Origin of the sequence: Zobellella iuensis (assembly GCF_016746085.1) — a bacterium.
In the GTDB taxonomy this organism is placed as follows: domain Bacteria; phylum Pseudomonadota; class Gammaproteobacteria; order Enterobacterales; family Aeromonadaceae; genus Oceanimonas; species Oceanimonas iuensis.
The window spans coordinates 48,469-73,966 of the sequence record NZ_JAERTZ010000002.1 but is presented as its reverse complement, the minus strand read 5'-3'; the positions used below and the strand labels follow the sequence as shown (position 1 = coordinate 73,966).

24 protein-coding genes are annotated in these 25,498 nt (G+C 65.0%); 6 read left to right on the top strand and 18 right to left on the bottom strand.

What is annotated here, in order from left to right; genetic code table 11:
* Positions 1–25: 25 nt before the first annotated feature.
* Positions 26–826 carry an SDR family NAD(P)-dependent oxidoreductase gene (locus JKV55_RS00860; protein WP_202081857.1) on the bottom strand — a complete coding sequence of 267 codons (801 nt, stop codon included), beginning with the start codon at positions 824–826 and terminating at the stop codon, positions 26–28.
* Positions 827–911: 85 nt separating this feature from the next.
* Complete coding sequence (locus tag JKV55_RS00855; protein WP_202081856.1) at positions 912–2,660, bottom strand: FAD-dependent oxidoreductase; 1,749 nt, start codon at positions 2,658–2,660, stop codon at positions 912–914.
* Between the two features lie 185 nt (positions 2,661–2,845).
* Here JKV55_RS00855 and JKV55_RS00850 point away from each other — a divergent pair, with 185 nt between their 5' ends.
* Complete coding sequence (locus JKV55_RS00850) at positions 2,846–3,661, top strand: shikimate dehydrogenase family protein (protein ID WP_202081855.1); 816 nt, start codon at positions 2,846–2,848, stop codon at positions 3,659–3,661.
* A gap of 103 nt (positions 3,662–3,764) precedes the next feature.
* Positions 3,765–4,634: a glutathione-dependent disulfide-bond oxidoreductase gene (yghU, locus tag JKV55_RS00845; RefSeq protein ID WP_202081854.1), complete on the top strand. Its 870-nt coding sequence runs from the start codon at positions 3,765–3,767 to the stop codon at positions 4,632–4,634.
* 69 nt (positions 4,635–4,703) lie between these two features.
* Here yghU and JKV55_RS00840 read toward each other — a convergent pair whose 3' ends face one another.
* From JKV55_RS00840 to JKV55_RS00795, 10 genes are all read right to left on the bottom strand, one after another.
* Positions 4,704–6,215 carry a tripartite tricarboxylate transporter permease gene (locus JKV55_RS00840; protein WP_202081853.1) on the bottom strand — a complete coding sequence of 504 codons (1,512 nt, stop codon included), beginning with the start codon at positions 6,213–6,215 and terminating at the stop codon, positions 4,704–4,706.
* A 12-nt stretch (positions 6,216–6,227) separates the two neighbouring features.
* The gene (locus JKV55_RS00835) at positions 6,228–6,695 is read right to left on the bottom strand and encodes a tripartite tricarboxylate transporter TctB family protein (RefSeq protein WP_202081852.1); all 468 of its coding nucleotides are present in this window, start codon (positions 6,693–6,695) and stop codon (positions 6,228–6,230) included.
* A gap of 51 nt (positions 6,696–6,746) precedes the next feature.
* The gene (locus JKV55_RS00830; protein ID WP_202081851.1) at positions 6,747–7,745 is read right to left on the bottom strand and encodes a Bug family tripartite tricarboxylate transporter substrate binding protein; all 999 of its coding nucleotides are present in this window, start codon (positions 7,743–7,745) and stop codon (positions 6,747–6,749) included.
* 164 nt (positions 7,746–7,909) lie between these two features.
* Positions 7,910–9,760, bottom strand: a complete 1,851-nt coding sequence (locus tag JKV55_RS00825) for a bifunctional sugar phosphate isomerase/epimerase/4-hydroxyphenylpyruvate dioxygenase family protein (protein ID WP_202081850.1) — start codon at positions 9,758–9,760, stop codon at positions 7,910–7,912.
* A complete protein-coding gene (gene aroQ / locus JKV55_RS00820; protein WP_202081849.1) occupies positions 9,757–10,200 on the bottom strand; it encodes a type II 3-dehydroquinate dehydratase in 444 nt (147 codons plus the stop codon). Before aroQ ends, JKV55_RS00825 begins: the two co-directional genes overlap by 4 nt.
* On the bottom strand, positions 10,193–11,017 hold the full coding sequence (locus JKV55_RS00815; protein ID WP_202081848.1) for a shikimate dehydrogenase family protein: 825 nt from the start codon (positions 11,015–11,017) through the stop codon (positions 10,193–10,195). Before JKV55_RS00815 ends, aroQ begins: the two co-directional genes overlap by 8 nt.
* A 9-nt stretch (positions 11,018–11,026) precedes the next feature.
* Positions 11,027–12,295, bottom strand: coding sequence for a TRAP transporter large permease (locus tag JKV55_RS00810; RefSeq protein ID WP_202081847.1), 1,269 nt, complete (start codon positions 12,293–12,295; stop codon positions 11,027–11,029).
* 3 nt (positions 12,296–12,298) lie between these two features.
* Positions 12,299–12,781, bottom strand: a complete 483-nt coding sequence (locus tag JKV55_RS00805) for a TRAP transporter small permease (RefSeq protein WP_202081846.1) — start codon at positions 12,779–12,781, stop codon at positions 12,299–12,301.
* Between the two features lie 139 nt (positions 12,782–12,920).
* A complete protein-coding gene (locus JKV55_RS00800; protein ID WP_202081845.1) occupies positions 12,921–13,943 on the bottom strand; it encodes a DctP family TRAP transporter solute-binding subunit in 1,023 nt (340 codons plus the stop codon).
* Between the two features lie 585 nt (positions 13,944–14,528).
* Positions 14,529–15,353: a shikimate dehydrogenase family protein gene (locus JKV55_RS00795; RefSeq protein WP_202081844.1), complete on the bottom strand. Its 825-nt coding sequence runs from the start codon at positions 15,351–15,353 to the stop codon at positions 14,529–14,531.
* A 510-nt stretch (positions 15,354–15,863) separates the two neighbouring features.
* On the opposite strand from JKV55_RS00795, the gene pcaQ reads away from it, so the two are divergent.
* Together pcaQ and pcaDC are read left to right on the top strand one after the other, a co-directional pair.
* Positions 15,864–16,799 (top strand): pca operon transcription factor PcaQ, encoded by a 936-nt coding sequence (pcaQ, locus tag JKV55_RS00790; protein ID WP_202081843.1) that lies wholly within the window; start codon positions 15,864–15,866, stop codon positions 16,797–16,799.
* Positions 16,800–16,909: 110 nt separating this feature from the next.
* Entirely contained in the window at positions 16,910–18,088 is a 1,179-nt protein-coding gene (gene pcaDC, locus JKV55_RS00785) for a bifunctional 3-oxoadipate enol-lactonase/4-carboxymuconolactone decarboxylase PcaDC (RefSeq protein ID WP_237332581.1), read from the top strand.
* Between the two features lie 49 nt (positions 18,089–18,137).
* Here pcaDC and JKV55_RS00780 read toward each other — a convergent pair whose 3' ends face one another.
* From JKV55_RS00780 to JKV55_RS00755, 6 genes are read right to left on the bottom strand one after another with little or no spacing between them, the layout of a single operon-like run.
* On the bottom strand, positions 18,138–18,977 hold the full coding sequence (locus JKV55_RS00780; RefSeq protein ID WP_202081842.1) for a class III extradiol dioxygenase family protein: 840 nt from the start codon (positions 18,975–18,977) through the stop codon (positions 18,138–18,140).
* Positions 18,970–19,335 (bottom strand): protocatechuate 4,5-dioxygenase subunit alpha, encoded by a 366-nt coding sequence (locus JKV55_RS00775; protein WP_237332593.1) that lies wholly within the window; start codon positions 19,333–19,335, stop codon positions 18,970–18,972. Before JKV55_RS00775 ends, JKV55_RS00780 begins: the two co-directional genes overlap by 8 nt.
* Positions 19,336–19,352: 17 nt before the next feature.
* Positions 19,353–20,228: an amidohydrolase family protein gene (locus JKV55_RS00770; RefSeq protein ID WP_202081840.1), complete on the bottom strand. Its 876-nt coding sequence runs from the start codon at positions 20,226–20,228 to the stop codon at positions 19,353–19,355.
* A 17-nt stretch (positions 20,229–20,245) separates the two neighbouring features.
* Complete coding sequence (locus tag JKV55_RS00765) at positions 20,246–21,310, bottom strand: 4-oxalomesaconate tautomerase (protein ID WP_202081839.1); 1,065 nt, start codon at positions 21,308–21,310, stop codon at positions 20,246–20,248.
* The gene (locus JKV55_RS00760; protein ID WP_202081838.1) at positions 21,303–21,980 is read right to left on the bottom strand and encodes a 4-carboxy-4-hydroxy-2-oxoadipate aldolase/oxaloacetate decarboxylase; all 678 of its coding nucleotides are present in this window, start codon (positions 21,978–21,980) and stop codon (positions 21,303–21,305) included. The genes JKV55_RS00765 and JKV55_RS00760 overlap by 8 nt, the downstream gene beginning before the upstream one ends.
* 17 nt (positions 21,981–21,997) lie before the next feature.
* The gene (locus JKV55_RS00755; protein ID WP_202081837.1) at positions 21,998–23,011 is read right to left on the bottom strand and encodes an amidohydrolase family protein; all 1,014 of its coding nucleotides are present in this window, start codon (positions 23,009–23,011) and stop codon (positions 21,998–22,000) included.
* A 215-nt stretch (positions 23,012–23,226) separates the two neighbouring features.
* Here JKV55_RS00755 and JKV55_RS00750 point away from each other — a divergent pair, with 215 nt between their 5' ends.
* Entirely contained in the window at positions 23,227–24,450 is a 1,224-nt protein-coding gene (locus JKV55_RS00750) for a LysR family transcriptional regulator (protein WP_202081836.1), read from the top strand.
* A gap of 112 nt (positions 24,451–24,562) precedes the next feature.
* Positions 24,563–25,489 (top strand): NAD(P)-dependent oxidoreductase, encoded by a 927-nt coding sequence (locus JKV55_RS00745; RefSeq protein WP_202081835.1) that lies wholly within the window; start codon positions 24,563–24,565, stop codon positions 25,487–25,489.
* The last annotated feature ends 9 nt before the right edge of the window (positions 25,490–25,498 follow it).

The following is a 25,498-nucleotide window of genomic DNA, read 5'->3' as shown; positions in this document are numbered from 1 at the left end:
TCGGCCAGGGCCGAAAAAACCGGCCTTATTTCGCCGGCGACAGGCCGGGAATAAAGCCCATCACCGAATCGGTGAAGCCACCGTCCACGCACAGGTTCTGGCCGGTGAGATAACTCGCCTCCTCGCTCAGCAGAAAGGCCGCCAGGCCGCCGATATCCTCGGGCATGCCGATACGGTGCAGGGGCACCAGTTGCTTGCGCCGCTCGGTCAGCTCGGTGTTCTCGTAGATCCTGGCCGTCAGGCTGGTATGCACCATGCCTGGGGAGATGCTGTTCACCCGCACCCCCTGTCCCGCCCATTCCAGTGCCAGCTGCCGGCACAGCATGATCAGCGCCGCCTTGGTCGAGGAGTAGGCCCCGCTGCCCGGATGGGGATGCATCCCGGCCATGGAGGCAACGGCCACCAGGCTGCCCCGGCTGTCGGCCAGCGCCGGATAGGCCGCCCTGGCCAGCAGCCAGTTGGCGCGCACATTCACCGCGAACAATTGGTCCCAGTTGTCCTGCTCCAGTTCAGCGAGCGGCTTGCCGCCGGCATTGATGCCGGCATTGGCCACCACACCGTCGAGCCCGCCGCACCAGGCCAGCGCCTCGGCCACCAGCCTGGCCGGGGTATCGGCCTGGCTCAGATCCCCCAACACCGGACGGGCGTCGGCCCCCTCGGCCTCGAGCTCCTGCAGCAGCTGCTCCAGCTCCGGCCCCATGCGGCTGGCGCCCAGCGCCAGCCTGGCCCGCCGGCCGCGGCTTTTGGCCGCCGCCGCCAGCTTGCGGGCGATGCCCGCGCCTATGCCCTTGCTGGCCCCGGTGATCAGTACTCTCATCTCTTGCATCTTTCTGCTCCTTGCCTGGTGAAATAAAAAATGTCCCTGACCGGGCCGCCGGCCGGATCCCGGCGACGGCCTCAAGAAAATCGCGCTAGCCGTCGACCAGCTTGCCCAGTTCGACCCCGGCGGCGTCATGGGCCGCCACATAACCGAAGGTCATGGCCGGGCCCAGGGTAATGCCGCCGCTGGGGTAACGGCCGGCCATGATGCTCGCCATGTCGTTGCCCACTGCATAGAGGCCGGGCAGGGGCGTTCCCCCTTCGTCCAGCACCCGGGCAAACTCGTCGGTCGCCAGCCCGGCAAAGGTGCCCAGGCTGCCGGCCACGATTTTCACCCCGTAGAAAGGCCCTTCTTCGATCGGCGCCACACAGGGATTCGGCTGCTGGCGGGCGTCACCATTAACGCGGTTGTAGGCCACCTCGCCCCGGCCAAAGGCCGGATCCAGCCCCTCCCGGGCATGGCGGTTATATTGCTCCAGGGTGGCGGCCAGCCCCCCGGCGTCGATACCGCATTCCCGGGCCAGCTCGGCCGGCGTCGCGCCCCGCTTGAGGTAGCCGGAGCCGAGATAGGGAAACAGGGGCACCGGCGCCGGACGGGAAAAGCCCAGGCCATAGCGCCGCTGAAAGCGGTGATCGCAGATCAGCCAGGCCTCCACCGGCTCGCCGGGCGGCACCGCGGCCAGCAGGGCGGACATCAGGTCGTGATAGGAGTCCGCCTCGTTGGCGAACCGCCGGCCGTCGCGCAACACCCCGATGATGCCGGGTTTGGCCCGCTCGGCCAGATGGGGAAAGGCACCCACACTGCCGTCCTTGCGCCTGACCCGGGACACCGGCGCCCAGGCGCCGCTGGCATGGGCACAGGCACCGATACGCCCCCCCGCCGCTTCGCCCAGGCGCAGGCCGTCGCCGGTATTGCTCGGCGGAGCCGCCGAATAATGCCGATCGCCGCCGGCCACATGGGCAAACAGCTGCCGCTGTCGCTCGGGATCGTGGGGAAAGCCCCCCGCCGCCAGCACCACCCCGCGACGGGCCCGGATTTCCCGCTCGCCGTCGACGGTCTTCACCCGGGCCCCCACTATCCGGCCTTCATCCGTCAGCAGCCGCTGCACCGGACAGTCCGGGTACAACCGCACCTGCCGCTCCAGCGCCGATTTCAGCAAGCGGGCCACCAGCGCGTTGCCGTTGACCAGCTGCATGCCCCGGCCATGGCGCAGCAGATCCCACCAGTGCCGACCCACTCGCCGGGTCACATGCCATAGCGACGCGGCCGAGCGGGTGACATTCATGAAATGGCCCAGATCGGCGCCTCCCGCTATGCCCATCCCCCACAACGAGATCAGGTCCAGCGGCGGCCGCAGCAGAGCGATATCCGCCCCCAGCTCGCGGCCATCGAAGGGCGCGGCACAGACGGATCGGCCCCCGCCGGCGGCATGGGGGTTGCGGCCGTGAAAATCGGGGATCTTGTTGCCGTCGATAAAATCCACCGCGGTATGGCGGCGGAAAAACTCCACCATTTCCGGCCCCTGTTGCAGGAACATATCGACCCGTGCCGGATCGAAACCTTCCTGCAGTTCTTCCTGCAGATAGCGGCGCGCGGCCTGCGGGCTTTCCTCGATACCGGCGGCGCGCGCCAGCGGGTTGCGCGGTATCCACAACCAGCCGCCGGACCAGGCGGAGGTACCTCCCAGTACCGGCTCTTTCTCCACCACCACCACCTCGAGACCGAGATGGGCGGCGGTCACGGCACAGGACAAGCCGCCGGCGCCGGATCCCACCACCAGCAGATCGCAGTCGTTGACGGGCTCCGGGCGCCGGGCGCTGGCATGGTGCATGGCTGACATGAAAGGCTCCTTGCTCATTGGCATCAGTTAACACCAACAAAGCTACACAATTGAACAAAATAAATAAATAGAACTTGGTTCAAAAATTGATTGTGGTTATATTTTTATTGCCCGATAGTGTGAGCCATCACCATGGGACCGCTCGGTCGCTGTGCCCGGGTCGGCTTGTTCAAGGAGAATGGAAAATGATTGAAAAACTGGATGGATCAACCCGGCTGTACCTGATCATCGGCGACCCCATCGCCCAGGTAAAATCCCCCCTGGGGGTGACCCGGCAGTTGCAGGACAAGGGCCTGAACGCCCTGGTCGCTCCCCTGCATGTCACCCCGGATGATCTGCCGGCGTTCATGGCGGGTGCCGGCCTGGCGCGCAATATCGACGGCATCATCGTCACTGTGCCGCACAAGTTTTCGGCCTACCGCTTCTGCGCCGACGCCACGCCGCGCGCCCGTTTCCTGAACGCGGTCAACATCATGCGCCGCCGGGCAGACGGCAGCTGGTATGGTGACATGGTCGACGGCGTCGGCTATGTCGGCGCCCTCCGGGACAAGGGCTGCGCCGTCGGCGGCAGGCACGGACTGGTGGTCGGCGCCGGCGGGGCCGGTTCGGCCATAGCCCACTCCCTGCTCGAAGCCGGGGTTGCCAGCCTGGCCATCCATGATGAAGACAGGGCGCGGCGGGATGCCCTGATCGCCCGCCTGGCCGGCCTGGATCTGGCCGAGGTCAAGGCCGGCAGCCCCCGCCCCGCCGGCTACGATCTGGTAATCAATGCCACCCCGACCGGCATGAAAGCGGAAGATCCCTACCCGATCGAAGTCGAGGAATTGCGCGCCTCCACCTTTGTCGGCGACGTGATCACCGCCCCCGTCGTCAGCCCGCTGGTGGAGCTGGCACGTGCACGGGGCTGCGGCACCATGCTGGGGGTGGACATGTTCGCCGCCGTATGCGAGCGCATGGTCGACTTCCTGCTGGCGGGCGAGAAGGAACGCCAAACAGGTTAAGACCTGGAGCCTGTTTGAGCCCGTCTGGCGCCTTATCGTCCTGCCCGGGGGCCGGCAAAGCCTGATACACTGACTCATCCAACCATCAGATGAGGACAGCACCATGAGCGATACCCCCTACGTCCCTCCCACAGTGTGGAAATGGGAAGCCCCCAGCGGAGGTGCCTTCGCCCATATCAACAGGCCCGTGGCCGGCCCTACCCACGACCAGGCCCTGCCGGTGGGCCGGCACCCGCTGCAGCTCTACTCCCTGGCCACCCCCAACGGGGTCAAGGTCACCATCATGCTGGAAGAACTGCTGGCGCTGGGGTTCGAGGGCGCCGAGTACGACGCCCACCTGATCCGCATCGGCGAGGGCGATCAGTTCGGCAGCGGCTTCGTGGCGGTCAACCCCAACTCCAAGATACCGGCCCTGGTCGATCACGGCGTGCAGCCGCCGCAACGGGTATTCGAATCCGGTGCCATTCTGCTGTACCTGGCGGAAAAGTTCGGCGCCTTCATCCCCCAAGATCCCGCCGGGCGCACCGAGTGCCTGTCCTGGCTGTTCTGGCAGATGGCCAGCGCTCCCATCCTGGGCGGCGGTTTCGGCCACTTCTACGCCTATGCCCCGGAGAAGTACCAATACCCCATCAACCGCTACGCCATGGAAGTGAAGCGCCAGCTGGACGTGCTGAACCGGCGGCTGGCCGAGTGCCCCTATGTCGCCGGCGAGGAATACAGCATCGCCGACATGGCCATCTGGCCCTGGTACGGCGGCCTGGTGCGCAACCAGGTCTACGAGGCGGCCCAGTTCCTCTCGGCCCATGAATATCCCCATGTGCAGCGCTGGGCCGACGCCATCGCCCGGCGCCCCGCCGTGCGGCGCGGACGCATGGTCAACCGGACCTCGGGCCCGCTCGCAGAGCAGTTGCACGAACGCCACGACGCCAGCGACTTCGAGCTGAAAACCCAGGACAAGCTGGAGCAGGGCTGAAGCAGCGCCCCCGGAAACAACGACGCCCGGCCAGGCCGGGCGTCGTTCATCATTGGCCTGATAACACCATCAGGCCGCCTGCCGGGCGCAGCGGCCCTTGCACAAGCGTCTCAGGGGCAATTGCCGGAGTATCAGCGCCAGTACCACCAGGCTCAGCACCAGGGAGATGGGGTTGCTCACCAGGTCCCACAGCAGTCCCGCCGGGCTGTCGCCCACCGACAGCATGGCGCGACGGTAGGACATGTCCATCAGGGGCCCCAGGATCACCCCCAGTATGATGGGCCCGACCTGGAAACCGGCCATCTTCAGGAAGTAACCGAAAACCCCGAAGCCGAGCAGCCAGAACACATCGACGATGCTGTTGTTGATGGCATAGGCGCCCACCACCGACAGTATGATGATCAGGGGCAGCAGTATGCCCTTGGGCAGTTCCACCAGCTTGGCGAACACCTTGATGCCGGTCAGGCCGAACACCAGCAGGAACAGGTTGGCCAGGGCCAGGCCACCCACGATGAACCAGAACAGGTGCGGGGTTTCTATCATCAGCATGGGACCGGGGTTCAGGCCATGGATATAGAGGGCACCGATAAAGACGGCGGTGACCGCATCCCCCGGTATGCCCAGGGTCAGCATGGGGATATAGGCACCGCCCACGGCGGCATTGTTGGCCGACTCCGGCGCCACCAGCCCCTCGTAAGCCCCCTCGCCGAAAGGCTTGGACGGGTTCTTCACCGAGCGCTTGGCGTGATCGTAGGCCATCAGCGAGGCGATATCGCCCCCCGTGCCCGGCAGGGCGCCGATAAAGACCCCGATGGACGAGGTGCGCAGCGACAGCGGCAGGTACTTGAGCACCACCTTCCAGGACGGAATGATCTTCGACACGTCCTGCTTGACGGGCTTGAGCCCCAGATGATGCAGCTGGCACAGCGCCTCGGACACCCCGAAAAAGCCGATCATCGCCACCACGTAGGGAATGCCGCCGAGCAGGGTCACGCTGTCGAAGGTGAAGCGCCCCTCGGCGGTCATGGGATCCATGCCCACCAGGCCGATGCACACCCCCAGGGCGGCGCAGAAGATGCCCTTGGCCATGGACTCGCCGGACAGGCCGGTCACCAGCAGCAGCCCCATGATCGCCAGCAGCAGATAATCCCTGGGCCCGAACAGCAGGGCCATTTCGGAGACCAGGGGCGCGCCCACCGCCAGCACCAGGATGCCGACGAAGCCGCCGATCACCGACACCACTGTGGTGATGCCGATGGCCTGGCCCGCCAGCCCCTGCTTGGCCAGGGGAAAGCCGTCGAAGGTGGTGGCGATGGCCGAGGGTGCGCCGGGAATATTGAGCAGGATGGCGGAGCGGGAGCCGCCGTAGACACCGCCGATATAGACTCCCACCATCAACGCCAGGGCGTTGTTGACGTCCCAGGAGAAGGTGAAGGAGATCAGGATGGACACCGCCATGGTCACCGACAGGCCGGGAATGGCGCCGATATAGATGCCGGCCAGGGTACCCAGCGCGGTCAGCGCCAACAGCGAGGGATCCGTCCAGGACATCAGGAAATAGCTCAGGAACGACTCAGTCATGACAATTACCCGTCAGGGGAGGACTACCTGGAACAGGTAGTGGAAGATGGCGTAAATGGCGCCCACTGCCCCGGCCGCGATCAGTATCGCCTTCACCAGGCCAAGCCGCCCCAGGTATAAAAATGACAGCACCAGGAACAGGAAGGTACAGAGCAGGAAGCCGAGCGGTTGCAGCAGCAGCATGTAACCCACGATCATCAGCGTGAACAGCACTATCTTGAGCGGCAGCAGCTTGCCCAGCACCGTTTCCAGGCGGGACTTCTGTTCCTGGCCGGCCCGGGCGATACGCCAGTTGTCGCACACCAGGTACAGCATGCAGGCCACCATGACGCCCGAGGCGAACAGCGGAAAGATGCCCGGGGTGCTCAGGCCGCCGAAGCCGGAGATGCGGTAGGCCTGATGGAACAGGAACAGGCTGAACAGCAGCAGCAGCCAGCTGATCAGGCGTTCACCCGGGTGGAGCTTGCGCGTTTTCTTCATAACAACGAATCCGGTTGGCGGGCGGGCCGGCTCCGGCCCGCCCCGTTAACATCAGGGCTTGGGGATCCCGAGCGTTTCGGGGGATACCTTGGCCTCGCCGATCTCCTGCAGCAACCAGCTGGACACCGACTGCCAATGCGCCAGGTAGGCCTCGGCCTCGTCACCGCTCAGGTTCAGCCTGACCGACTGGAAGCGCTCGGCAAACTGCCCGAACAGCTCATCCTCCGCGGCCAGGCGGAAGGCCTCGGTCAGCTTGGCCTTGATCTCGTCCGGCGTGTCCTTCTTCACGAATACGCCATAGAAGGGCCCCCAGGGCAGGTACTTGCCGAGCTCCGGGATGCTGTCCGTGATGGCCGGCACGCCCGGCAGGTTGGGCAGCGGCTCTTCCGCCACCACCGCCAGCGCCTTGAGCCGGCCGGCCCGGATATGCTCGATGGCGGCGGCGAGCCCCAGCACCATCAGATCCACATGGCCACCCTGCAGCGCCGTCATGCCGGGCCCGTCGCCGTCGAAGGGGATGCTGATCACCTCTATGCCGACGGTGTCTTGCAGCATGGCGTTGACCATAAACGGCAAGCCCCCGGTGCCGGTGGTCCCCGCCTTGAACTTGCCCGGATTGGCTTTGATGTCGGTCAGCATCTCGTCAACATTGTCCCAGGAGGTTCGGTTGTTGGTCACGATCACGCTGGTCCCCTGGAGCAGGATGCTGACCGGGTAAAAATCCGCATAGTCGACGTTGCCCAGGCCCAGCACCCGGTGCAGCTGTACCGTTTCGGCGCCGTACATCAGGGTATAGCCGTCGGCGGGGCGACTGTTGACGAAGGCGGTGGCGATGGCGCCGGCACCGCCGGGGCGGTTGGTGAGAACGATTTTCTTGCCCAGGTGTGACTCCGCCAGGGGAGTGATCACCCGGCTGACGTTATCGGTCGCCCCGCCGGCACCCCACTGGATAATGCCCTGCAGGTTCTTGGTGGGGTAGTCGGCCGCCAGGGCCGAGACAGTACTCAGCCCCATGACGAGGGCGATGACCTTGGACTTGAATGTTTTCATGCATATCTTCCTGTTTGCTGAGTCGAACCGTCCCCTGCGGGACGGTCCCATCCTTTAATCAGCCCCGTCGGGACCGCCGGTTTTTCATCTGCACCCTGTCAGATAGACAGGTAAAAATGAAAAAAGTCTTTAACATCACATTCTCATAACCGGCACACAGGGTGTCACGACGCCCCGGCCGCCTTGTACTCCCGCGCCTGGGAGGCCAGCCGGATATGGGCGTTGATCTCGCCGTAGCGGGAGTAGCCCCGGCGCTGCACCACCTCGAAGAAAACGCCCTGCACCTCGTGGGTGTAGAAGTGGAAGAACTCGCCCTCGTCGTTGCGATCGTAGAGGATATTGAGCCGCTTGAGCCGCGCCAGCAGCTCGGGCTCCAGGGCGAAGCGGGCGTCCAGATCCCGGTAGTAGTTGTCGGGGATAGATAGTATCCGCTCGGCGCCTACCTGCTCGGCGGTGGCGAAGATGTCCCGGCTTTCGAAGGCGATCTGCTGCACCCCCGAGCCCTTGGAGCGGCTGATAAAGCGCTGGGCCGAGGCCTCTCGCGCCGACGACATGTTGATGGGGATGCGGATCTTGCCGTTCTGGTTGCGCGCCACCCGGCTCACCATCAGGCCGTACACGTCGGGCAGGTCCTGGCTCGGCTCGATATCGAAGCCGAAGATCGACTTGTAGAAGAAAGAGGCCGACAAAAAGTCCACCGGCGCCACCGTCTGGCCGATGTGATCGATGCGGCTCAGGCCGTAGTCCGGGGCCGGCTCGTCCGATGCCATGGGTTCGAAGTCGATGTCGAAGAAGCGGTAGGGGCCGCGCCGCTCCACGAAATACACCAGGCTGTCGCCGACCCCGCGGATGGCCGGAATGTTGAGCTCGCCCGGCCCGGCCTGGTGCTCGAAGCGGTTGCAGCGGTAGTGTCGGGTGCGCCGGAGCAATTGCTTGAGGTTGTCGGTGGCCAGGGCCAGGGCGCATACCGAGGTACCATGGGCCAGGTAATGCTGGTGCGCCAGGCTCTCGGGCTCCCGGTTCAGCACCAGGTTGATGTCGCCCTGGCGCATCAGGGTGACCTGCTTCGACTTGTGTTTGTGGGTTTCCCGGAATCCCAGGCTGCGGAACAGCCCGAGCAGTTCCTCGCCGGTATCGCCCTCGATGGCGAATTCCACGAACTCGATGTCCTGGATCTCGGGGCAGCGGCTGTCCTCGCCGGTCGCCGAGGTCTGGTCGTCCAGCCAGATCAGCGAGCGCATGCCGTCCACCGCCTTTTCGGCCGGCGAGGAGGAGCGGAATTCGTCGTTGAAGATCTCGTGGGACAGGTAGTCGTCGAAGCCCTTGTCCTTCAGGCACTGCACGAATTCCACCAGCGGCATGTCGCCCTGGCCGGGGAAACAGCGGAAATGACGGCTGAAGTGCAGTATCTCCATCTGCAGGCTGGGGGCGTCGGCCACCTGCACCAGGGCGATTTTGTCGAGGGGGATCTCGTCGCGCAGCAGGTCCAGGCTGTTGCCCCGGGCGAACATGTGGAAGCTGTCGAGGATGATGCCGAGCTGGGAATGATCCGCCCGCTTGACGATATCCCAGGCCTGGTCGTAGTCGCGCACATGGCGGCCCCAGGCCAGGGCCTCGTAGCCGATGTGAAAGCCCTCATGGCGCGCCAGCTCCGCCAGCTCGTGCAGATCCGCCGCCGCCCGCGCCGGATCGTCGATGACGTGGGGCGAGACGTTGCTGCAGATCAACAGCCGCCGGGTGCCGAGTTCGTGCATCAGCTCGAACTTGCGCTGGGCCCGGTAGAAATTCTGCTGGCGGAAGGGCTCGGGCATGGCCTCGAAGTCGCGCAGGGGCTGCAGGGCGATGATCTCCAGCCCCAGATCCGCGGCCAGTTGCCGCACCTGCCCGGGCGTTAGATCCGACTGGGTCAGATCGTTTTCGAAGATCTCCACCCCCTGGAAGCCCGCCGCGGCGGCGGCCTCCAGTTTTTCCCGCAGGGTGCCGGACAGGGTGACCGTAGCCAGTGCCGTTTTCATGCCGCTTCCTCCTCCAGTGACAGGGCGAACAGGGCCGCCTTGTAGCTGCCCGCGCCCAGGCCGACGATGACCCCGTCCACCACGTCCGACAGGTAGGAGTGGTGGCGGAACGCCTCGCGGGCATGGACATTGCTCATGTGTACTTCGATCTTCTTGCCGGTCACCAGCGCCAGGGCATCGCGGATGGCCACCGAGGTATGGGTGTAGGCGCCGGCGTTGATCACCAGGGGCTCGCCGCTGAATGCCATCTCGTGCAGCCAGCTCACCAGATCCCCCTCGTGGTTGGACTGGCGGATCAGCAATTCGAAACCCAGCTCCCTGGCGGTGGCGCACAGTTCGGCGCATAGCTCCTGATAAGTGAGGGAGCCGTAGTGCCTGGCCTCGCGCAACCCCGTCATGTTGATGTTGGGACCGTTGTAGATATGTATCCGTCTAGACATTGCTTACTCCCCGGCGGGCCACTTCCGGGTCCACCTTGATGCCGGTAAAGAATTCGAAGGCGTCGATGCCCTGGTGCAGGAACAGCTCGAAGCCGGTGATCAGGCTCAGCCCGGCCCGCTCGGCCTGCTGCAGAAACTCGGTCATGATGGGGGTGTAGACCGCATCGAAGGCCCAGCGCTGGCCGCCCAGCAGCTCGGCGGCGAAGGCCAGCCCCGGGGTGCTGTAGTGACCGACCGGGGTGGCGTTGACCAGGCCGTCGCAGCCGCGGATGCAGTCCTCGACATCGGCCTTCGCCACCAGGCTGGCCCGGGCGCCGCAGGCCTGCAGATCCGCCAGCAACTGCGCCTGGCTGGCGGCCTGCTCGTCGTACAGATAGAGGTGCTCGGCATCCAGCGCGGCCAGGCCGAAAGCGATGGCCCGGCCCACGCCGCCGGTGCCCTTGAGGAACACCCGGCCCGGGTTCTGCCCGGGCTGGGCCGCCCGGTAGGCACGCCCGAAGCCGCTGCAGTCGGTATTGGTGCCAACGATGCCGCCGGCCTCGAACACCACCGTATTGAGGGCACCCAGCCCGGCCGGCGTGTTCCGCCGCTCGGTGACGATGTCCCAGGCTTTTACCTTGTAGGGATGGGTCACGTTGACCCCGCGATAACCCTGCTCGCCCAGGCGGTGCAGCAACGCGGCCAGGGCCGGGGTGTCATCCAGCACCATATCGAACAGCTCATAGCTCACGTCCAGGCCATATTGCTGCCCCAGCCAGGTGTGCAGCCGGTTGGATTGGGTCTTCTGGATATGTTGGCCTACCAGTCCAAGTTTCATCTCTTACTCCTAGAATCCGAACAGTCGCGGCAGCGTGGTCACCGTTGCCGGCACGAAGGTGATGATCAGCAGCACCAGCACCTCGACGAAGAACATGGGGATGATGCGCCGGGTCAGCGCCGCCATGCCCACGTTGGACACGGAATCGGCCACGAACAGGCACAGGCCCATGGGCGGGGTGATGAGGCCTATCATCAGGTTGAAGATCACTACGATGGCGAAATGCACCGGATCTATGCCGAAGCTCATGGCGATGGGGTGCAATATGGGCACCAGCACCAGCATGGCGGCCATGCCTTCCAGCAGGAAACCCACCACCAGCAGCAGTACCAGGATCAGCATCAGGAAGGTGAAGGGCGAGGTCACCATGTCCAGCACATAGGCGCTGATGGCCTGGGGGATGCCGTTGAAGGTCATCAGCCAGTTGGCGGCGGCCACCACCCCGATGATCAGCAGTATGGTGGAGGAGTCGCGCATGGAGGTGACGAAGATGCCGGGCAGATCCTTCAGCTTCAGCGACTTGAGCAGCACGAAACCGGCGAACAGCGCATAGGCGGCGGCGAAGGCGGCGGCCTCGGTGGGGGTAACCACGCCGGCGACGATGGACACCACGATGAACACCGGCATCAGCAGCGGCACCAGGCCGTTCTTTAGCGCCACCAGCTTGTCTTTCAGGCTGAGTCGCGGATGGCGGCTGGCGTAATGCCCGGCAAAGACGAACACATAGATGGACAGCATGGTCGCCAGCAGCACCCCGGGCACCACCCCGGCCAGGAACAGGGCCGGCACCGAGACCCCGGGCACGATCAGCGCATAGATGATGGCCGGGATGCTGGGCGGAATGATGGGGCCGATCACCGAGGACGAGGCGGTGAGCGCCGCGGCGAAGCTCTTGGGATAGCCTTCCTTTTCCATGGCGGGCACAAACACTCGGCCCAGGGCCGAGGTGTCGGCCACCGCCGAGCCGGACAGGCCGGCGAAGATCACCGAGGCCCAGACGTTGACCTGGGCCAGGCCGGCCTTGAAGTGGCCGACCAGGGCGTTGGCCAGCTGGATGATACGGCTGGTGATGCCGCTGGCGTTCATCAGCTCGCCGGCCAGCACGAACAGCGGTATCGCCAATATGGAGAAAGAGTCCAGCCCCATGAAGGTACGCTGGGCCAGCAGGGTCACCGGCATGCCGGCGCTGGTGAGATAGGTGAAGATGGCCAGCATCACCGCGAAGGCGATGGGCACGCCGATGGCCAGGGACAGCAGCAGAACAACGGAAATCAGCATGGCTCAGTTCTCCTCGCCGTGGCGCAGGCTATGCACACTGTTGAGAAAACAGATCAGCGCGGTCAGGGCCAGCAGCACGCCGCCCAGGCTCATGGCCGCCTGGGCATAGGCCATGGGGATGCCGAGGCCGGTGGACAGCAGGCTGCCGCGGGTGGTGAAAAACACATAACCGGAATAGGCCACTATGACCCCGACCGCCAGGCTCGCCAGGTGCACCAGCAACGCCAGCCGGGCGCGAGCCCTGGCCGACAGCAGGTCGGTCAGCAGGTTGAAGCCGATTTGGCGGCCTTCGATATAGGCCAGGCTGGCGCCGAACATGGTGCCGTAGATCATGGCGTAGCGGGCGAATTCCTCGCTCCACAACAGCGGGGCGTTGAAGGTGTAACGGCTCAGGCTGCTGGCGAACACCACCAGGAATATCGCCAACAGGGAGCCGCCGGTCAACAGCGCCAGCAGCGCCCGGTAGTAAGAGGTGAGCTTTTTCATGGAAACCTCGGGGATCGCGAGCCGACGCTTTTGGGTCAGCTCCTGCGCAGGGAAAGATGCATGCTTGTTCACGACAACCTCGACGGGACAAGGGATCCTTCGGCGGCCCCAACCGCCGAAGGAAAGGGGATGACGGAGATCAGAGCCGGGACTCGGCCTGCTCCACCGCGGCTTGCAGGTCGCTGATCCAGCTCGGGTCGATCTGCGACTCCAGCCACTTCAGCACCGCCGGCTGGGCCAGTTGCTTGAACTGCTCCAGCTCGGCGGGGGTGGGTACCGCCACTTCCATGCCGTTTTCGATAAGCTGGGTCAGGCCGATGGCGGAGTTGAACTGCTGGATGGAGCGGCCCATGACCCCGGCGATCACCGCGTTGCGCTTGATGATCTCCTGGTCCACTTCCGGCAGGCTCTGGAAGAAGCTGTCGTTGATCAGGAAGAAGTCGGTGCCGTACACGTGCTGATCCAGGGTCATGTACTTCTGCAGTTCGTCAAACTTGTTGGCGTAGATGACGCTCACCGGGTTTTCCTGGCCGTCCACCACCCCGGTGCCCAGGGCGGTCGGCACTTCCGGCCAGGGGATGGGGGTGGGGTTGGCGCCCAGCGCCTTGACCATTTCCACGTAGAGCGGCATGGTCTGCACCCGGATCTTCAGGCCTTCCATGTCCTTGGGAGTGCGCACCGGACGCTTGGAGTTGGTGAAGTGGCGGTAGCCGGTCTCCCCGTAGGCCAGGGTGCGCAGGCCGGTTTTTTGCAGGCAGTGCTCCGCCAGCTTCTGGCCGAAGTCGCCGTCCAGCACCCGCCAGGCCACGGGGGCGGACTTGAAGATATAGGGGGTATCCAGTACCGCCGCTTCCGGACAGACCTGGGAGAAGGCGCCGGACACCGCCGTCATCTTGAGGATGCCGTCCTGCACCGACTGTACCATGTCCACCTCGCTGCCCAGCTGGCTGGCGGGGAACAGCTTGACGGTGACCCGCCCTTCCGACTCGGCTTCCACCAGGTGCTTGAACAGCAGGCCTGCGGCTCCCTTCTTGGAAGTCTGCCAGTCGGCCGGATCCACGTGGCCGAAGTTGATCTCGACCGCCGAGGCGCTCATGGCGGTCAGGCCGCAGGCCAGCGCCAGGGGGCGCAGCAGGGAGTTGAAAGTCTTGTTCACTCGCATCGGGGAATACTCCTTATTCCGATTGGTTGATTCACCGCGTCGGTGCCGTGGCTGGCACGGCCCGGGCGGCTCGGGTAGCACTCATGTTGCATCTATGTTATTTAGGTTAAGCCTAATCCCTCGCGGTCGGGGGTTAAAATGAAAGTTTCTAAAGAAACCATATCGAAATCGATATAACCGCCTGTCCGTCGGGATTTTTCAGTCCGTTTGAAGCCATAACTCTCTTCACCGCTCCTTCGGCCAGCTCAAAACTTCATCAGCAACAATCACTTGAAGGCAAAACATAAATTTCGCCCGGTATCAGTTCCAGAAGAAACAGACCGGTACTGATATATCAAAAAAGTTTGTTAGTAACCGTTAAAACGACTTATCCATAACAAAATATGTGAGCACTATCATAAGAAAGGGCGACAGGATGGAAGGGCGGGAGGAAAACTCGGAGGGAAGCGCCGGCCGACCGGCAAAAAATTCCCACACCGGGCACGGTGTGGGACAAAGCGGGCGATCAGGGAGCCCCGGATGTCATTGGACGCCGTGGAGATCGGCATCAAGCCGCCCCTCGGCACCCACTTGCGGAACGGCGATTCAGTTATCGTGCAATCCCCGGCGGGCCACTGCCGGGTCCACCCGGATGCCGGTAAAGGACTCGAAGGCCTCGATGCCCTGATACAGGAACAGCTCGAAGCCGGTGATCAGCGTCAGCCCGGCCCCTTCCGCCCCTTGCAGAAACTCGGTCATGACGGGGGTGTAGACCGCATCGAAGGCCCAGCGCTGGCCGCCCAGTTCGGCGGCGGAAAAGGACGCCCCCGGCGTGGTGTAATGGCCGACCGGGGTGGCATTGACCAGGCCGTCGCAACCGCGTGCGCAGTCGACCACCTGGTCCGCCGCCACCACGCTGGCCCGGGCGCCGCAGGCCTGCAGATCCGCCAGCAGTTGCTGCTGGCTGGCGGCATGCTCGTCATACAGATAGATATGCTCGGCCTCGAGGGCGCTCAGCCCGAAGGCGATGGCCCGCCCCACGCCACCGGTGCCCTTGATGAACACCCGGCCAGGATTCAGCCCGGGCTGGGCGTCCCGGTAGGCGCGGGAGAAGCCGGTGCAGTCGGTATTGGAGCCGGTGAGGGTGCCGGACTCGAACACCAGGGTGTTGAGTGCCCCCATGGGGCCCGGGGTCTGGCGGCGCTCGTGCACCAGGTCCCAGGCCTTGACCTTGTAGGGGTAGGTGATATTGAGCCCGCGATAGCCCTGCTCGCCCAGCCGGTGCAGCTGCGCGGCCAGGTCCTCGGCGTTATCCAGCACCAGATCGAACAGCTCGTAGGTCACCTCCAGTCCGTATTGCCGCCCCAGCCAGGTATGCAAGCGGGGGGACAGTGATTGCTGTATGCGTTGACCTACCAGTCCTAGTTTCATCCTTCACTCCTAAAATCCGAACGAGCACGGCAACCCGGCTTGCCCGGTGCCATATCCGGTGCCGGTAGCCACCAAAGGTGACGCCGATGTTGTACGAACCAGCCTAATCGCTTGCCATCGGGGGTTAAAATGAAAGTTTCCAAAGAAACCATATCGAAATCGATATAATCGCGCTCATAACGGCCTGAATCCGGCTTTACAGGCCTGTTTTATGGTACCAACGAGACCCTGAATCGACGAAAAGGGTCCTCAATAACAATCAATTGAAACCAACAGCCCGATGCCACCCCGCCCATGCCGAGCAAGGGGCCCGGATAGGTTCACGCCAAACACCGGGTTTACATATCGAAAAGGTTTGTTATCAGCCTTAAAACCGGCTTATCCATAACTAAATATGTGAGCCTTATCATAAGTTGCCCTTTTTCGCCGCCCAGGTTCCGTGGACCTGGGTAAGAATGGGGCTATTCCCGATAACGGCTGCCGGAGCCCCACTCCGGCCGGAGACAGACCATGCTTGAGAACCGAATCAAATTCCGCCACCTGCAGTGCTTTATCGAAGTGGCCCGGCAGAACAGCGTCAGCCGTGCCGCCGACGTGCTGGCCCTGACCCAGCCGGCGGTATCCAAGAAGCTGAAAGAGCTGGAGGAGATGCTGGAGGTGCAGCTGCTGGACCGCAGCAAGAAAGGGGTGGCGCTGACCCAGTTCGGCGAGGTGTTCCTGAAATACGCCGGCGCCAGCATGTCGGCCCTGCGCGAGGGCACCGACAGCCTGGTGCAGGCCCAGATGAAGGGCAAGGTCCGCATCAACGTGGGGGTGCTGCCCACGGTGGCGGCCAGCGTGCTGCCCGCCGCCGTGCTCCGTTTCCGCCAGGCGGGCATGGAGGCCACCCTCAACCTGGTGGACGGTCCCAACACCCTGCTGCTGGGACAGCTCAGGGTGGGCGAGCTGGATCTGGTGGTGGGCCGGCTGGCGGAGCCGGAGCTGATGACGGGGCTGTCATTCCAGCACCTCTATTCCGAGCGGGTCACCCTGGTGGTGCGTCCGGGCCACCCCCTGCTGACCCGGACGCCCCTCAACAACATCCAGGACATCCGCCAGTTCAACGTGCTCTTCCCCACCAAGGAATCCATCATCACCCAGGCCGCCGAGCGCTTCCTGATCTCCCAGGGAGTCGGGCTGCCGCCGGATCGGATCGAAACCATATCGGTGCCCTTCGGCAAGGAATACATCCGCCAGACCGATGCCATCTGGATGATCTCGCGGGGCGTGGTGGCCCGGGAAATCGCCGACGGCGAACTGGTGGAGCTGCCCTTCGACACCAAGGAAACCCTGGGGCCGGTGGGCCTCACCACCCGCGCCGACACCATCCCCTCCCCGGCGGTGCAAATGCTGATGAACGCGGTGCGGGATGCCGCCATCGCGGTGCGGGACAGGGTCGGCGACTAGGGTGCATACCTTTTTCGATATACCAGATTGATAAATCCTTATTTTACATGCCCCTTACCTTGGGCAACATTGGGAGGCAATTCTCAGCGGCCAGGAAACAGGCAGACCAGATGACACACACCCTGGCCATCAACGGCATCATGCTCCACTACCGGCTGGAAGGGCCCGAGCACCTGCCCTTGCTGGTATTTTCCAACGCCCTGGGCACGGATCTGCGCCTCTGGGATCCCCTGCTGCCCCATCTGGCCGGCCGCTACCGCTTCCTGCGCTACGACCTGCGCGGCCAGGGGCTGTCGGATTGCCCGCCCGCCCCCTATGCCATCGACGACCATATCGGGGATCTGGCTGGCCTGCTCGATGCCCTGGGGCTGCGCAAGGTGAACCTCTGCGGCCTGTCGGTCGGCGGCCTGGTCGCCCAGGGCCTGGCCGCCCGCCGCCCCGACCTGGTGAGCCGCCTGATCCTGTGCGGCCCGGCCGGCAAGATAGGGCCGGCCGGGCCATGGGAGGCGCATATCCGTTCGGTAAGGGAAGGGGGCATGGCGAGCATCGCCGATGCCGCCCTGGCGTTCTGGTTCGCCCCCGGCTTTCGCGCCCGCCACGCCGCCGAACTGGCGCTGTGGCGCCATATGCTGGCGCGCACCCCGTTGGAGGGCTATGTCGGCACCTGCGCCGCCCTGCGCGACGCGGATCTGAGCCGGGAGCTGACCCGCCTGACCCAGCCCAGCCTCTGCATCGCCGGCGAGCAGGACCAAACCACCCCGCCGGATCTGGTGCGGCGTACCGCCGCGCTGATCCCCCACGGCCGTTTCGAGGTTATCGCCAACGCCGGCCACCTGCCCTGCGTGGAGCAGCCGGCGGCCCTGGCCCGCCTTATTAGCGGTTTTATCGGGGAGCAGGAGATGCCGCTCAACCGCTTCGAGCAGGGCATGGAAGTGCGGCGTTCGGTGCTGGGCGACGCCCATGTGGACCGCGCCGGCGCCAGCCAGACCGATTTCGACGCCCCCTTCCAGAGTTTTATCACCGAAGGCGCCTGGGGCTCGGTATGGAACAGGCCCGGGCTGAGCAAGCGGGATCGCAGCCTGCTCACCATCGCCCTGCTGGCCGCGCTCGGGCACAAGGAAGAGCTGGCCCTGCACCTGCGCGCCAGTCGCAACACCGGCGCCAGCCTGGAAGAGGTGCAGGAAACCCTGCTGCATCTCGCGGTGTATGCCGGGGTGCCGGCGTCCAACGCCGCCTTCCGTATCGCCAAGGACGTCTTCGACGCACCCGCGGAGCAAGACGGCAGATAGACAAAAACCGACGGGAAGTCCCCGCCGGTTTTCACTTCAAAGGGCAGCCTTAGTCGTTGAGCAGCAGCTGCATGCCGGCGCCGGTATTGGAAATCGGCGCCACGTAGTTGCGCTGTGCCTCGGTCACCTTGCCGAGCAGGCAGCCGCGCATGGCGATCCACATGTTCAGCTCCACGCCCTGGGCGCCGGCGATCTCGATCAGATCGTCGTTGCTGTATTGGGTCAGCGCCTGCGGATCCGACACCAGCTTGTCCATGCAGTCGTTGTCGAAATCGGCATTGATAAAGCCGGCGCGCTCGCCGTCGAGCTGGTGCGACAGGCCGCCGGTGCCGAACACCACCACCTTCTGCTCGCCGGCGAAGGAGGCCACCGCCCGGCCGATGGCCTGGCCCAGGGCGAAGCAGCGCGACGGCTTGGGCATGGGGTGACGCTCGCAGTTGATGCACACGGGAATCACCTTCAGGTGCTGGTACTGGTGGCCCGGGTACATCAGCGACAGCGGCACCGTCAGGCCGTGGTCGACCTTGATGTCCTGGCAGACGGTGGGATCGAAGTCGTTCTCGACCAGCTCGTTGACGATATGCCAGGACAGTTCGGTCTCGCCGGTCACCGGGGGTATGGTCGCGATGCCCCAGCCCTCGTCGGCGTTCTCGTACCGGGGCGCGCAGCCGATGGCGAAGGTCGGCTTCTTGTCGAGGAACATCTCCAGGCCGTGATCGTTGTAGAACACGATGGCGATGTCCGGCTGCTGTTCGTTGAGCCACTCGCGCAGCGGCGGATAGCCGGCGAAGAAATCCCGCCAGTAATCGCTGTTTTCCAGCCCCCGCTCCATGGCGATGCCGATGGCCGGGATGTGTGAGGTGGTGATACCGCCGATAATCTTAGCCATGCTGCTTGCCCCTTCCTTGACTGTCCAGATACGCCTTGAATTCCTCGGTGGTCATGCCGGTCTGCAGGCCACCGATGTCCTGCATGTTCAGCCCCAGCAGGCCGGTGAACTTCGCCAGGTAATAGATGCTGCCGCCTTCGCGCAGCAGCGCCAGCACGTCGCGCCGGAGAATCGCCTCCTTCTGCGCCGGCGTCAGGCCGAACTGGTCGCAGTAGCCGGCCTCGTCGGCCTTGAACGCCTCGCGGTTGGCGGCGTCGTTGAAGGAATAGCACATCTTGTTCAGCGCATAGCCCTTGGTGGCCATGGGACCGTCGAAATTGATGGTGCCGGGGATCTGTTTTTTCTCGGTGGATGCCATTGTGGTCACCTCCTCCATTATTTGGACCAGTAGAGCCGCATCGGGTTGTCGACCAACAGCTTGTGCTGCAGCTCGGCGGTGGGCGCTATCCGCGGGATCACGTCGACCAGGTGGCCGTCGTCGGGAACGTGCGACTTCATATTGGGGTGCGGCCAGTCGGTGCCCCAGAGCACGCGATCGGGGAACTGCTCGACCAGGGTGCGGGCGAAGGGCACCACGTCCGAGTAATCGGGTGGCGTCAGGGTCAGGCGCTCGGGGCAGCTGACCTTGGTCCAGATCCTGTCGTTGTCGCGCAGCAGCTGCACGAAGCGCTGGAAATCCGCATGCTCGACGCCCTTGGCCACATCGGGCCGGCCCATGTGGTCGACCACTATGGTGGTGTCGAGTTCGTTGAGGAAGGGGATAAGGCCTTCCAGATCCGGCGCCTCGAAGTAGACCACTATGTGCCAGCCCAGGGGCTTGATCTTCTCGGCGATCGACAGAAACACCTCCTTCGGCGTGCTATCGACCAGGCGCTTGACGAAGTTGAAGCGCACGCCGCGCACCCCGGCCCTGTCCATCGCCTGCAATTCTTCCAGCGTAACGCTGGGATCCACCACCGCCACGCCCCGGGCCAGCTGGCCGGCGCTTTCCAGGGCATCGATCAGCGCGGCGTTGTCGGTGCCGTGGCAGGAGGCCTGGACGATGACGTTGCGCTCGAAGCCGAGATGGTCGCGCAGCTCGAACAGCTTCTCCTTGGGCGCATCACAGGGGGTGTACTTGCGCTTGGGGTGGTAGGGGAATCGGTCCGCCGGGCCGAACACGTGGCAGTGGGCATCGACGGCGCCCGCCGGCGCCCTGAACGCCGGCTGGCTGGGGTTAGGGTGAAAAGGTAAGTAATCTGCGTCCATCATCTTGCTGCATCCCTCTGTCAATGGTTATGGGCGAAGACTTCGCCGTCGAACAGTTTGCGCGCCGTCCGCAGCAGCGCCGCCGGACCGGGCTGGCCGGCCTCGTCCACCTCCAGGATCACCGTCATCTCGCCGATGGGGTGCTCCACCGCCAGCAGCTTGCACCTGCCCTCGGGCAGGCTGGCCACCTCGAACGCCGGCGAACCGGGCAGCACCGCCGCCGTGGCCACGCTGACCGCCCCCAGCACGCCGATGGAGGCGTGGCAACGGTGCGGGATAAAGGTGCGGGTCGACAGGGCGCCGCCGCGGCTGGCGGGGCTGACCATGGTCATCTTGGGCACCGACTTGTCCTTGACCTCGCCCAGGTTCATCAGCGGGCCGGCCTGGAGGCGGATGGACTCCAGCCGGGCGCGCAGCGCCGCGTTGGCCTCCAGCTCCTCGCGGCTCTCCTGGCCACTGATGCCCAGATCCGCGGCGCGCAGGATCACCACCGGCATGCCGTTGTCGATCAGGGTAACATCGACGCCGTCGATGCTGTCCACGACATTGCCGGTGGGCAGCAGGGCGCCGCAGCTCGAGCCGGCGGTGTCGGTGAAGGTGATGGGCACCGGCGCGCTGTGGCCCGGCACCCCGTCGATGCGGGCCTCGCCCACATAGCTGACCTGGCCGTTCGGGGTGCAGACCCGGGCGATGGCCACCTGGCCGGTGTTCTCCATATAGATGCGCACCTCGGTTTCGCCGTCCCGCGCCGCCACCAGGCCGCGCTCGATGGCGAAGGGGCCGACCCCGGCCAGGATATTGCCGCAGTTCTGGGCGTCGGTGACGATGGCCTGATCGACGAACACCTGCAGGAACAGGTAGTCGACGTCGGCGTCGGCGCGGGCCGAGCGCTTCACCACCGCCACCTTGGAAGTCAGCGGGTCGGCCCCGCCCAGGCCGTCGATCTGGCGCGGATCGGGCGAACCCATCACCCGCAACAGCAGGGCGTCACGCGCGGCGGTGTCGGCGGGCAGCTCCTCGGCCAGGAAGTAGCCGCCCTTGGAGGTGCCGCCCCGCATCCACATGCAGCGGATCCCCTCAGACATACTTCAGCCCCTTCTCTTGCAGGCGCGGGCGCATGTCGTAAATGTCCAGCCCCAGCTCGCCGTTGGCCAGGCGCACCCGTTTGGCCTCTTCCCGCGCCATGCGCTCGCGCGATTCTTTAAGCACCTCGGCGGCGTGCTCCCGGCGCACCACCACCACCCCGTCGTCGTCGGCGACGATAACGTCACCCGGATTGATCAGGGCGTCGGCGCAGACGATGGGCACGTTGACCGAGCCCAGGGTCTCCTTGATGGTGCCTTCGGCGAACACCGCCTTGGACCAGACCGGGAACTGCATCTGCCGCAGATCCCGGGTGTCGCGCACGCCGCCGTCGATCACCAGGCCCACCACGCCGCGCGCCTGGGCCGAGGTGGCCAGCAGATCGCCGAAGAAGCCGTGCACCGAGGGCGAGGTCGGCGCGAACACCAGGATGTCGCCCGGCCGGCACTGCTCTATGGCCACGTGCATCATCCAGTTGTCGCCGGCGGCGCCGGAGATGGTCAGGGCGGAGCCGGCCACCGCCACGTCCTGCTGGATGGGCCGCATATAATGGGCCAGCAGGCCGGTGCGGCCCTGGGCCTCGTGGATGGTGGCGACGCCGCACCGGGCCAGGCCGTCGATCACCGCCTGATCCGCGCGTTCGATATGCTGTACGACCAGATTCTCTCTCATGATGGGCTCCTTGTGGCTCAGGCCGGAATGCGCAGGCGGCTGAACACGCGCCGGGCATTGTGCTCGAAAATCGCCTGCTTCTGCTCGACGCTCAGCACTTTGTTGCCGTCGATATAGCGTTTGGTGTCATCGAAATAGTGGCCGGTTTCCGGATCGATGCCGCGCACCGCGCCGATCATCTCGGAGGCGAACAAAATGTTTTTGGTCGGTACTATGTCGAGCAGCAGATCGATGCCGCGCTGGTGATAAACGCAGGTATCGAAATAGATGTTGTTCAGCACCCGCTCTTCCAGCTCGAAGCCCTGATCCAGCGCCAGGCCACGGAAACGGCCCCAGTGGTAGGGCACGGCGCCGCCGCCGTGGGGGATGATGATCTTCAGCTCGGGGAAGTCCTTGAACACGTCGGACATCATCAGCTGCTGGAAACCGGTGGTGTCACCATTCAGGTAATGGGAGCCGGTGGTATGGAAGCAGTCGTTGCAGGCCGCGCTGACGTGCACCATGGCCGGGATGTCGTATTCGACCATCTTCTCGTAGATAGGGTAGAAGGCGCGATCCGCCAGGGAGGCGCCGTTCCAGTGACCGCCGCTCGGATCCGGGTTCAGGTTGATGCCGATAAAGCCCATCTGCTCGACGGTACGGATGATTTCCGGCACCGACTTGGCGGGGTCGACGCCCGGTGACTGGGGCAACTGGGCGACCGGCGCGAAGTTGTTGGGGAACAGGTCGCAGACCCGGCGGATCAGATCGTTCTGGTGCTCGGTCCAGAACCGGCTGGTATATTCATTTCCGATATGATGGCCCATCCAGCTGGCGCGGGGAGAGAAAATGGTGAGATCGGTGCCCCGCTCCCGTTGCAGCCGCAACTGGTTGTTCTCGATGCTCTCGCGGATCTGGTCGTCGCTGATGACCATCTGCCCCTTTTCACCGACGAAGGACGAGTCCCTGGCGACGGCCGCCTTCTGCTGGTCGCGATATTCGCCCACCTGGGGCGGCGTGGTGGTGTAGTGACCATGACAATCGATGATCATTGCTGGACTCCCTGTGACTGGATTCCTGGGTCTTAGCGCCTCACATAGCGCCACCACCATCGGAATCGGCAAAAGATTCGCTGGATCCGGGATCCAGCCCGTTTTCGTTGACACAGTATTGTCCTGCCAGGCCACAGCCGGCCATTTCAATTTTCCCGCAATGATATTAGATTTTGATATAGCACCCATATTCAGCCGAGCAGGTCAGGAGCCCGATGCCCCCCCCCCTCCCCAATATCAGACACCTGCGGGTATTCCGCGAAGTCGCCGAATGCCGGAGCATCAGCCAAGCCGCCCCCCGGGTGTTCCTGTCCCAGCCGGCGATCACCCAGGCGATTGCAAAACTGGAAGCGCAGCTCGAGACGGCGCTGTTCGAACGCCACGCCGATGGCATGTTTCCGACCGAGGCGGGCAAGGTCTGGCACAACCGGGTCGACCGCTGCCTGGACTATATCGAGAACGGCATCCGCGAGATCCTGAAAAACCGCCCGGGCGGCCGGCCCGCCTCGGCCGGGCAGATACTGCCGCTGCTGACCACCACCCAGCTGAAGGCCCTGGTCGCCGTCAGCGAGGCCCGCAACTTCACCATCGCCAGCCGCAGCCTCGGTGTTTCCCAATCCTCCCTGCACCGGGCGGCACGGGAGCTGGAACAGCTGCTGGCGATACCGCTGTTCGAGAAGACCAGCACCGGCATCGGCATCACCAAGGCCTGCCAGGCGCTGACGCGGGCGGTCAAGCTGGGCTTCGCCGAGATCCGCCAGGGCCATGACGAGCTCAACGCGCTGCGCAGCCGCGAGGTCGGCAAGATAGCGCTCGGCAGCATGCCGCTGGCGCGCACCTCCATACTGCCGGAGGTGATCAACCGTTTCGGCGCCCTGCACCCGGATATCGGCATCAACGTCGTCGATGCGCCCTACGACGATCTGCTGCAGCACCTGCGCCATGGCGACCTGGATTTTCTGGTGGGCGCCCTGCGCTTCCCCGCCCCGGCCGATGACATCGTCCAGGAGGAGCTGCTGTCGCCGCCCCTGGCGATAGTGGCGCGCAAGGGCCATCCCCTGGCCTCGCGGCCGAAACTCGACATCGCCACCCTGGCCGACCAGGCCTGGGTAGTGCCCCGCGGCGGCACCCCGACCCGGGCCTTCTTCGACTCGCTGTTCGTCGACAAGGGGCTGCCGCCCCCCTCCCGCCTGGTCGAAACCAGTTCGCAAATACTTATCCGTGAACTGCTGCGCGGCAGCGATCGGCTGACCCTGATCTCGACCCACCAGATAGAGCATGAATTGCGCCTCGGGCTGCTCTGTGTACTGCCCTACGCCCTGAGCCACACCCGCCGCCCCATCGGCATTACCCTGCGCCAGAACTGGCAGCCGACGCCGTTCCAACGCCGGTTTCTCGATATGCTGCGCGAGGCCGCCGGCCGCTACGCGGACCAGTAGCACAGGAGCCGCTATGCAAAAATTGAATACCCTGAGCCCAGATCCAATTATTCAGCCCCTGGCCCCGGTGCTAGATTGAGCTGAACCCCCTCTTCCAGCCGGAGCAGAGTCCATGCCGACCGACACCGCACTGCGCCTTGCCTTTATCGGCTTCGGCGAAGCCGCTTCCGCCATCGCCCTCGGGCTGCGCGAAGCCGGCGCCGCCGTCGAGATGCGGGCCTACGATATCAAGTCCGACAGCGACGATGCCCCGCTGCGCGAGCGGCTCCGGCATCAGTACCAGGCGGCCGGCGTCCGTGCCTGCGCGACCCTGGCCGAGGCCCTCGACGGGGCCGTGCTGGTCTTTTCGCTGGTCACCGCCGACCAGGCGGCCCTCGCCGCCCGGGCCGCGGCGCCGCTGCTGCAGCCCGGCCAGCACTTCCTCGACGGCAACTCCTGTTCGCCCGGCGGCAAGCGCGGCTCGGCCATGCTGATCGCCGCCTCCGGCGCCCGCTACAGCGACGTCGCCGTGATGGCGCCCATCCATCCGGCGCGGCAGCGTACCCCGCTGCTGCTCAGCGGCGAGCACGCCGCCGGGCTGCAGCCGCTGCTCGAACGCCTGGGGATGAACGCCCGCCTGATGCCGGGCGCCGTCGGCGCCGCTTCGACCGTGAAGATGCTGCGCAGCATCATGATCAAGGGCATGGAGGCGCTGAGTGCCGAATGCCTGCTGGCGGCGCGCCAGGCCGGTATCGAGGAGACCATACTGCCGTCGCTGGAGCAGAGTTTTCCCGGTTTCGGCTGGCGCCAACAGGCCGGCTACAACCTCGAACGCATGACCCGGCACGGCCTGCGCCGCGCCGCCGAGATGCGGGAGGTGGCCGCCACCCTCGACGAACTCGGCATGGGCAACGAGATGGCCGCCGCCACCGCCGCCTGGCAACAGCGCATCGGCGAACTGGGGATCCGCAACGATAGCACCGACCTGGCGCGGCAGGCGGATCCGATACTGGAGCACCTCGCCCGGGCCTCCGCCCGAGATGTACCACTACCCCGATAACAGTTAGGA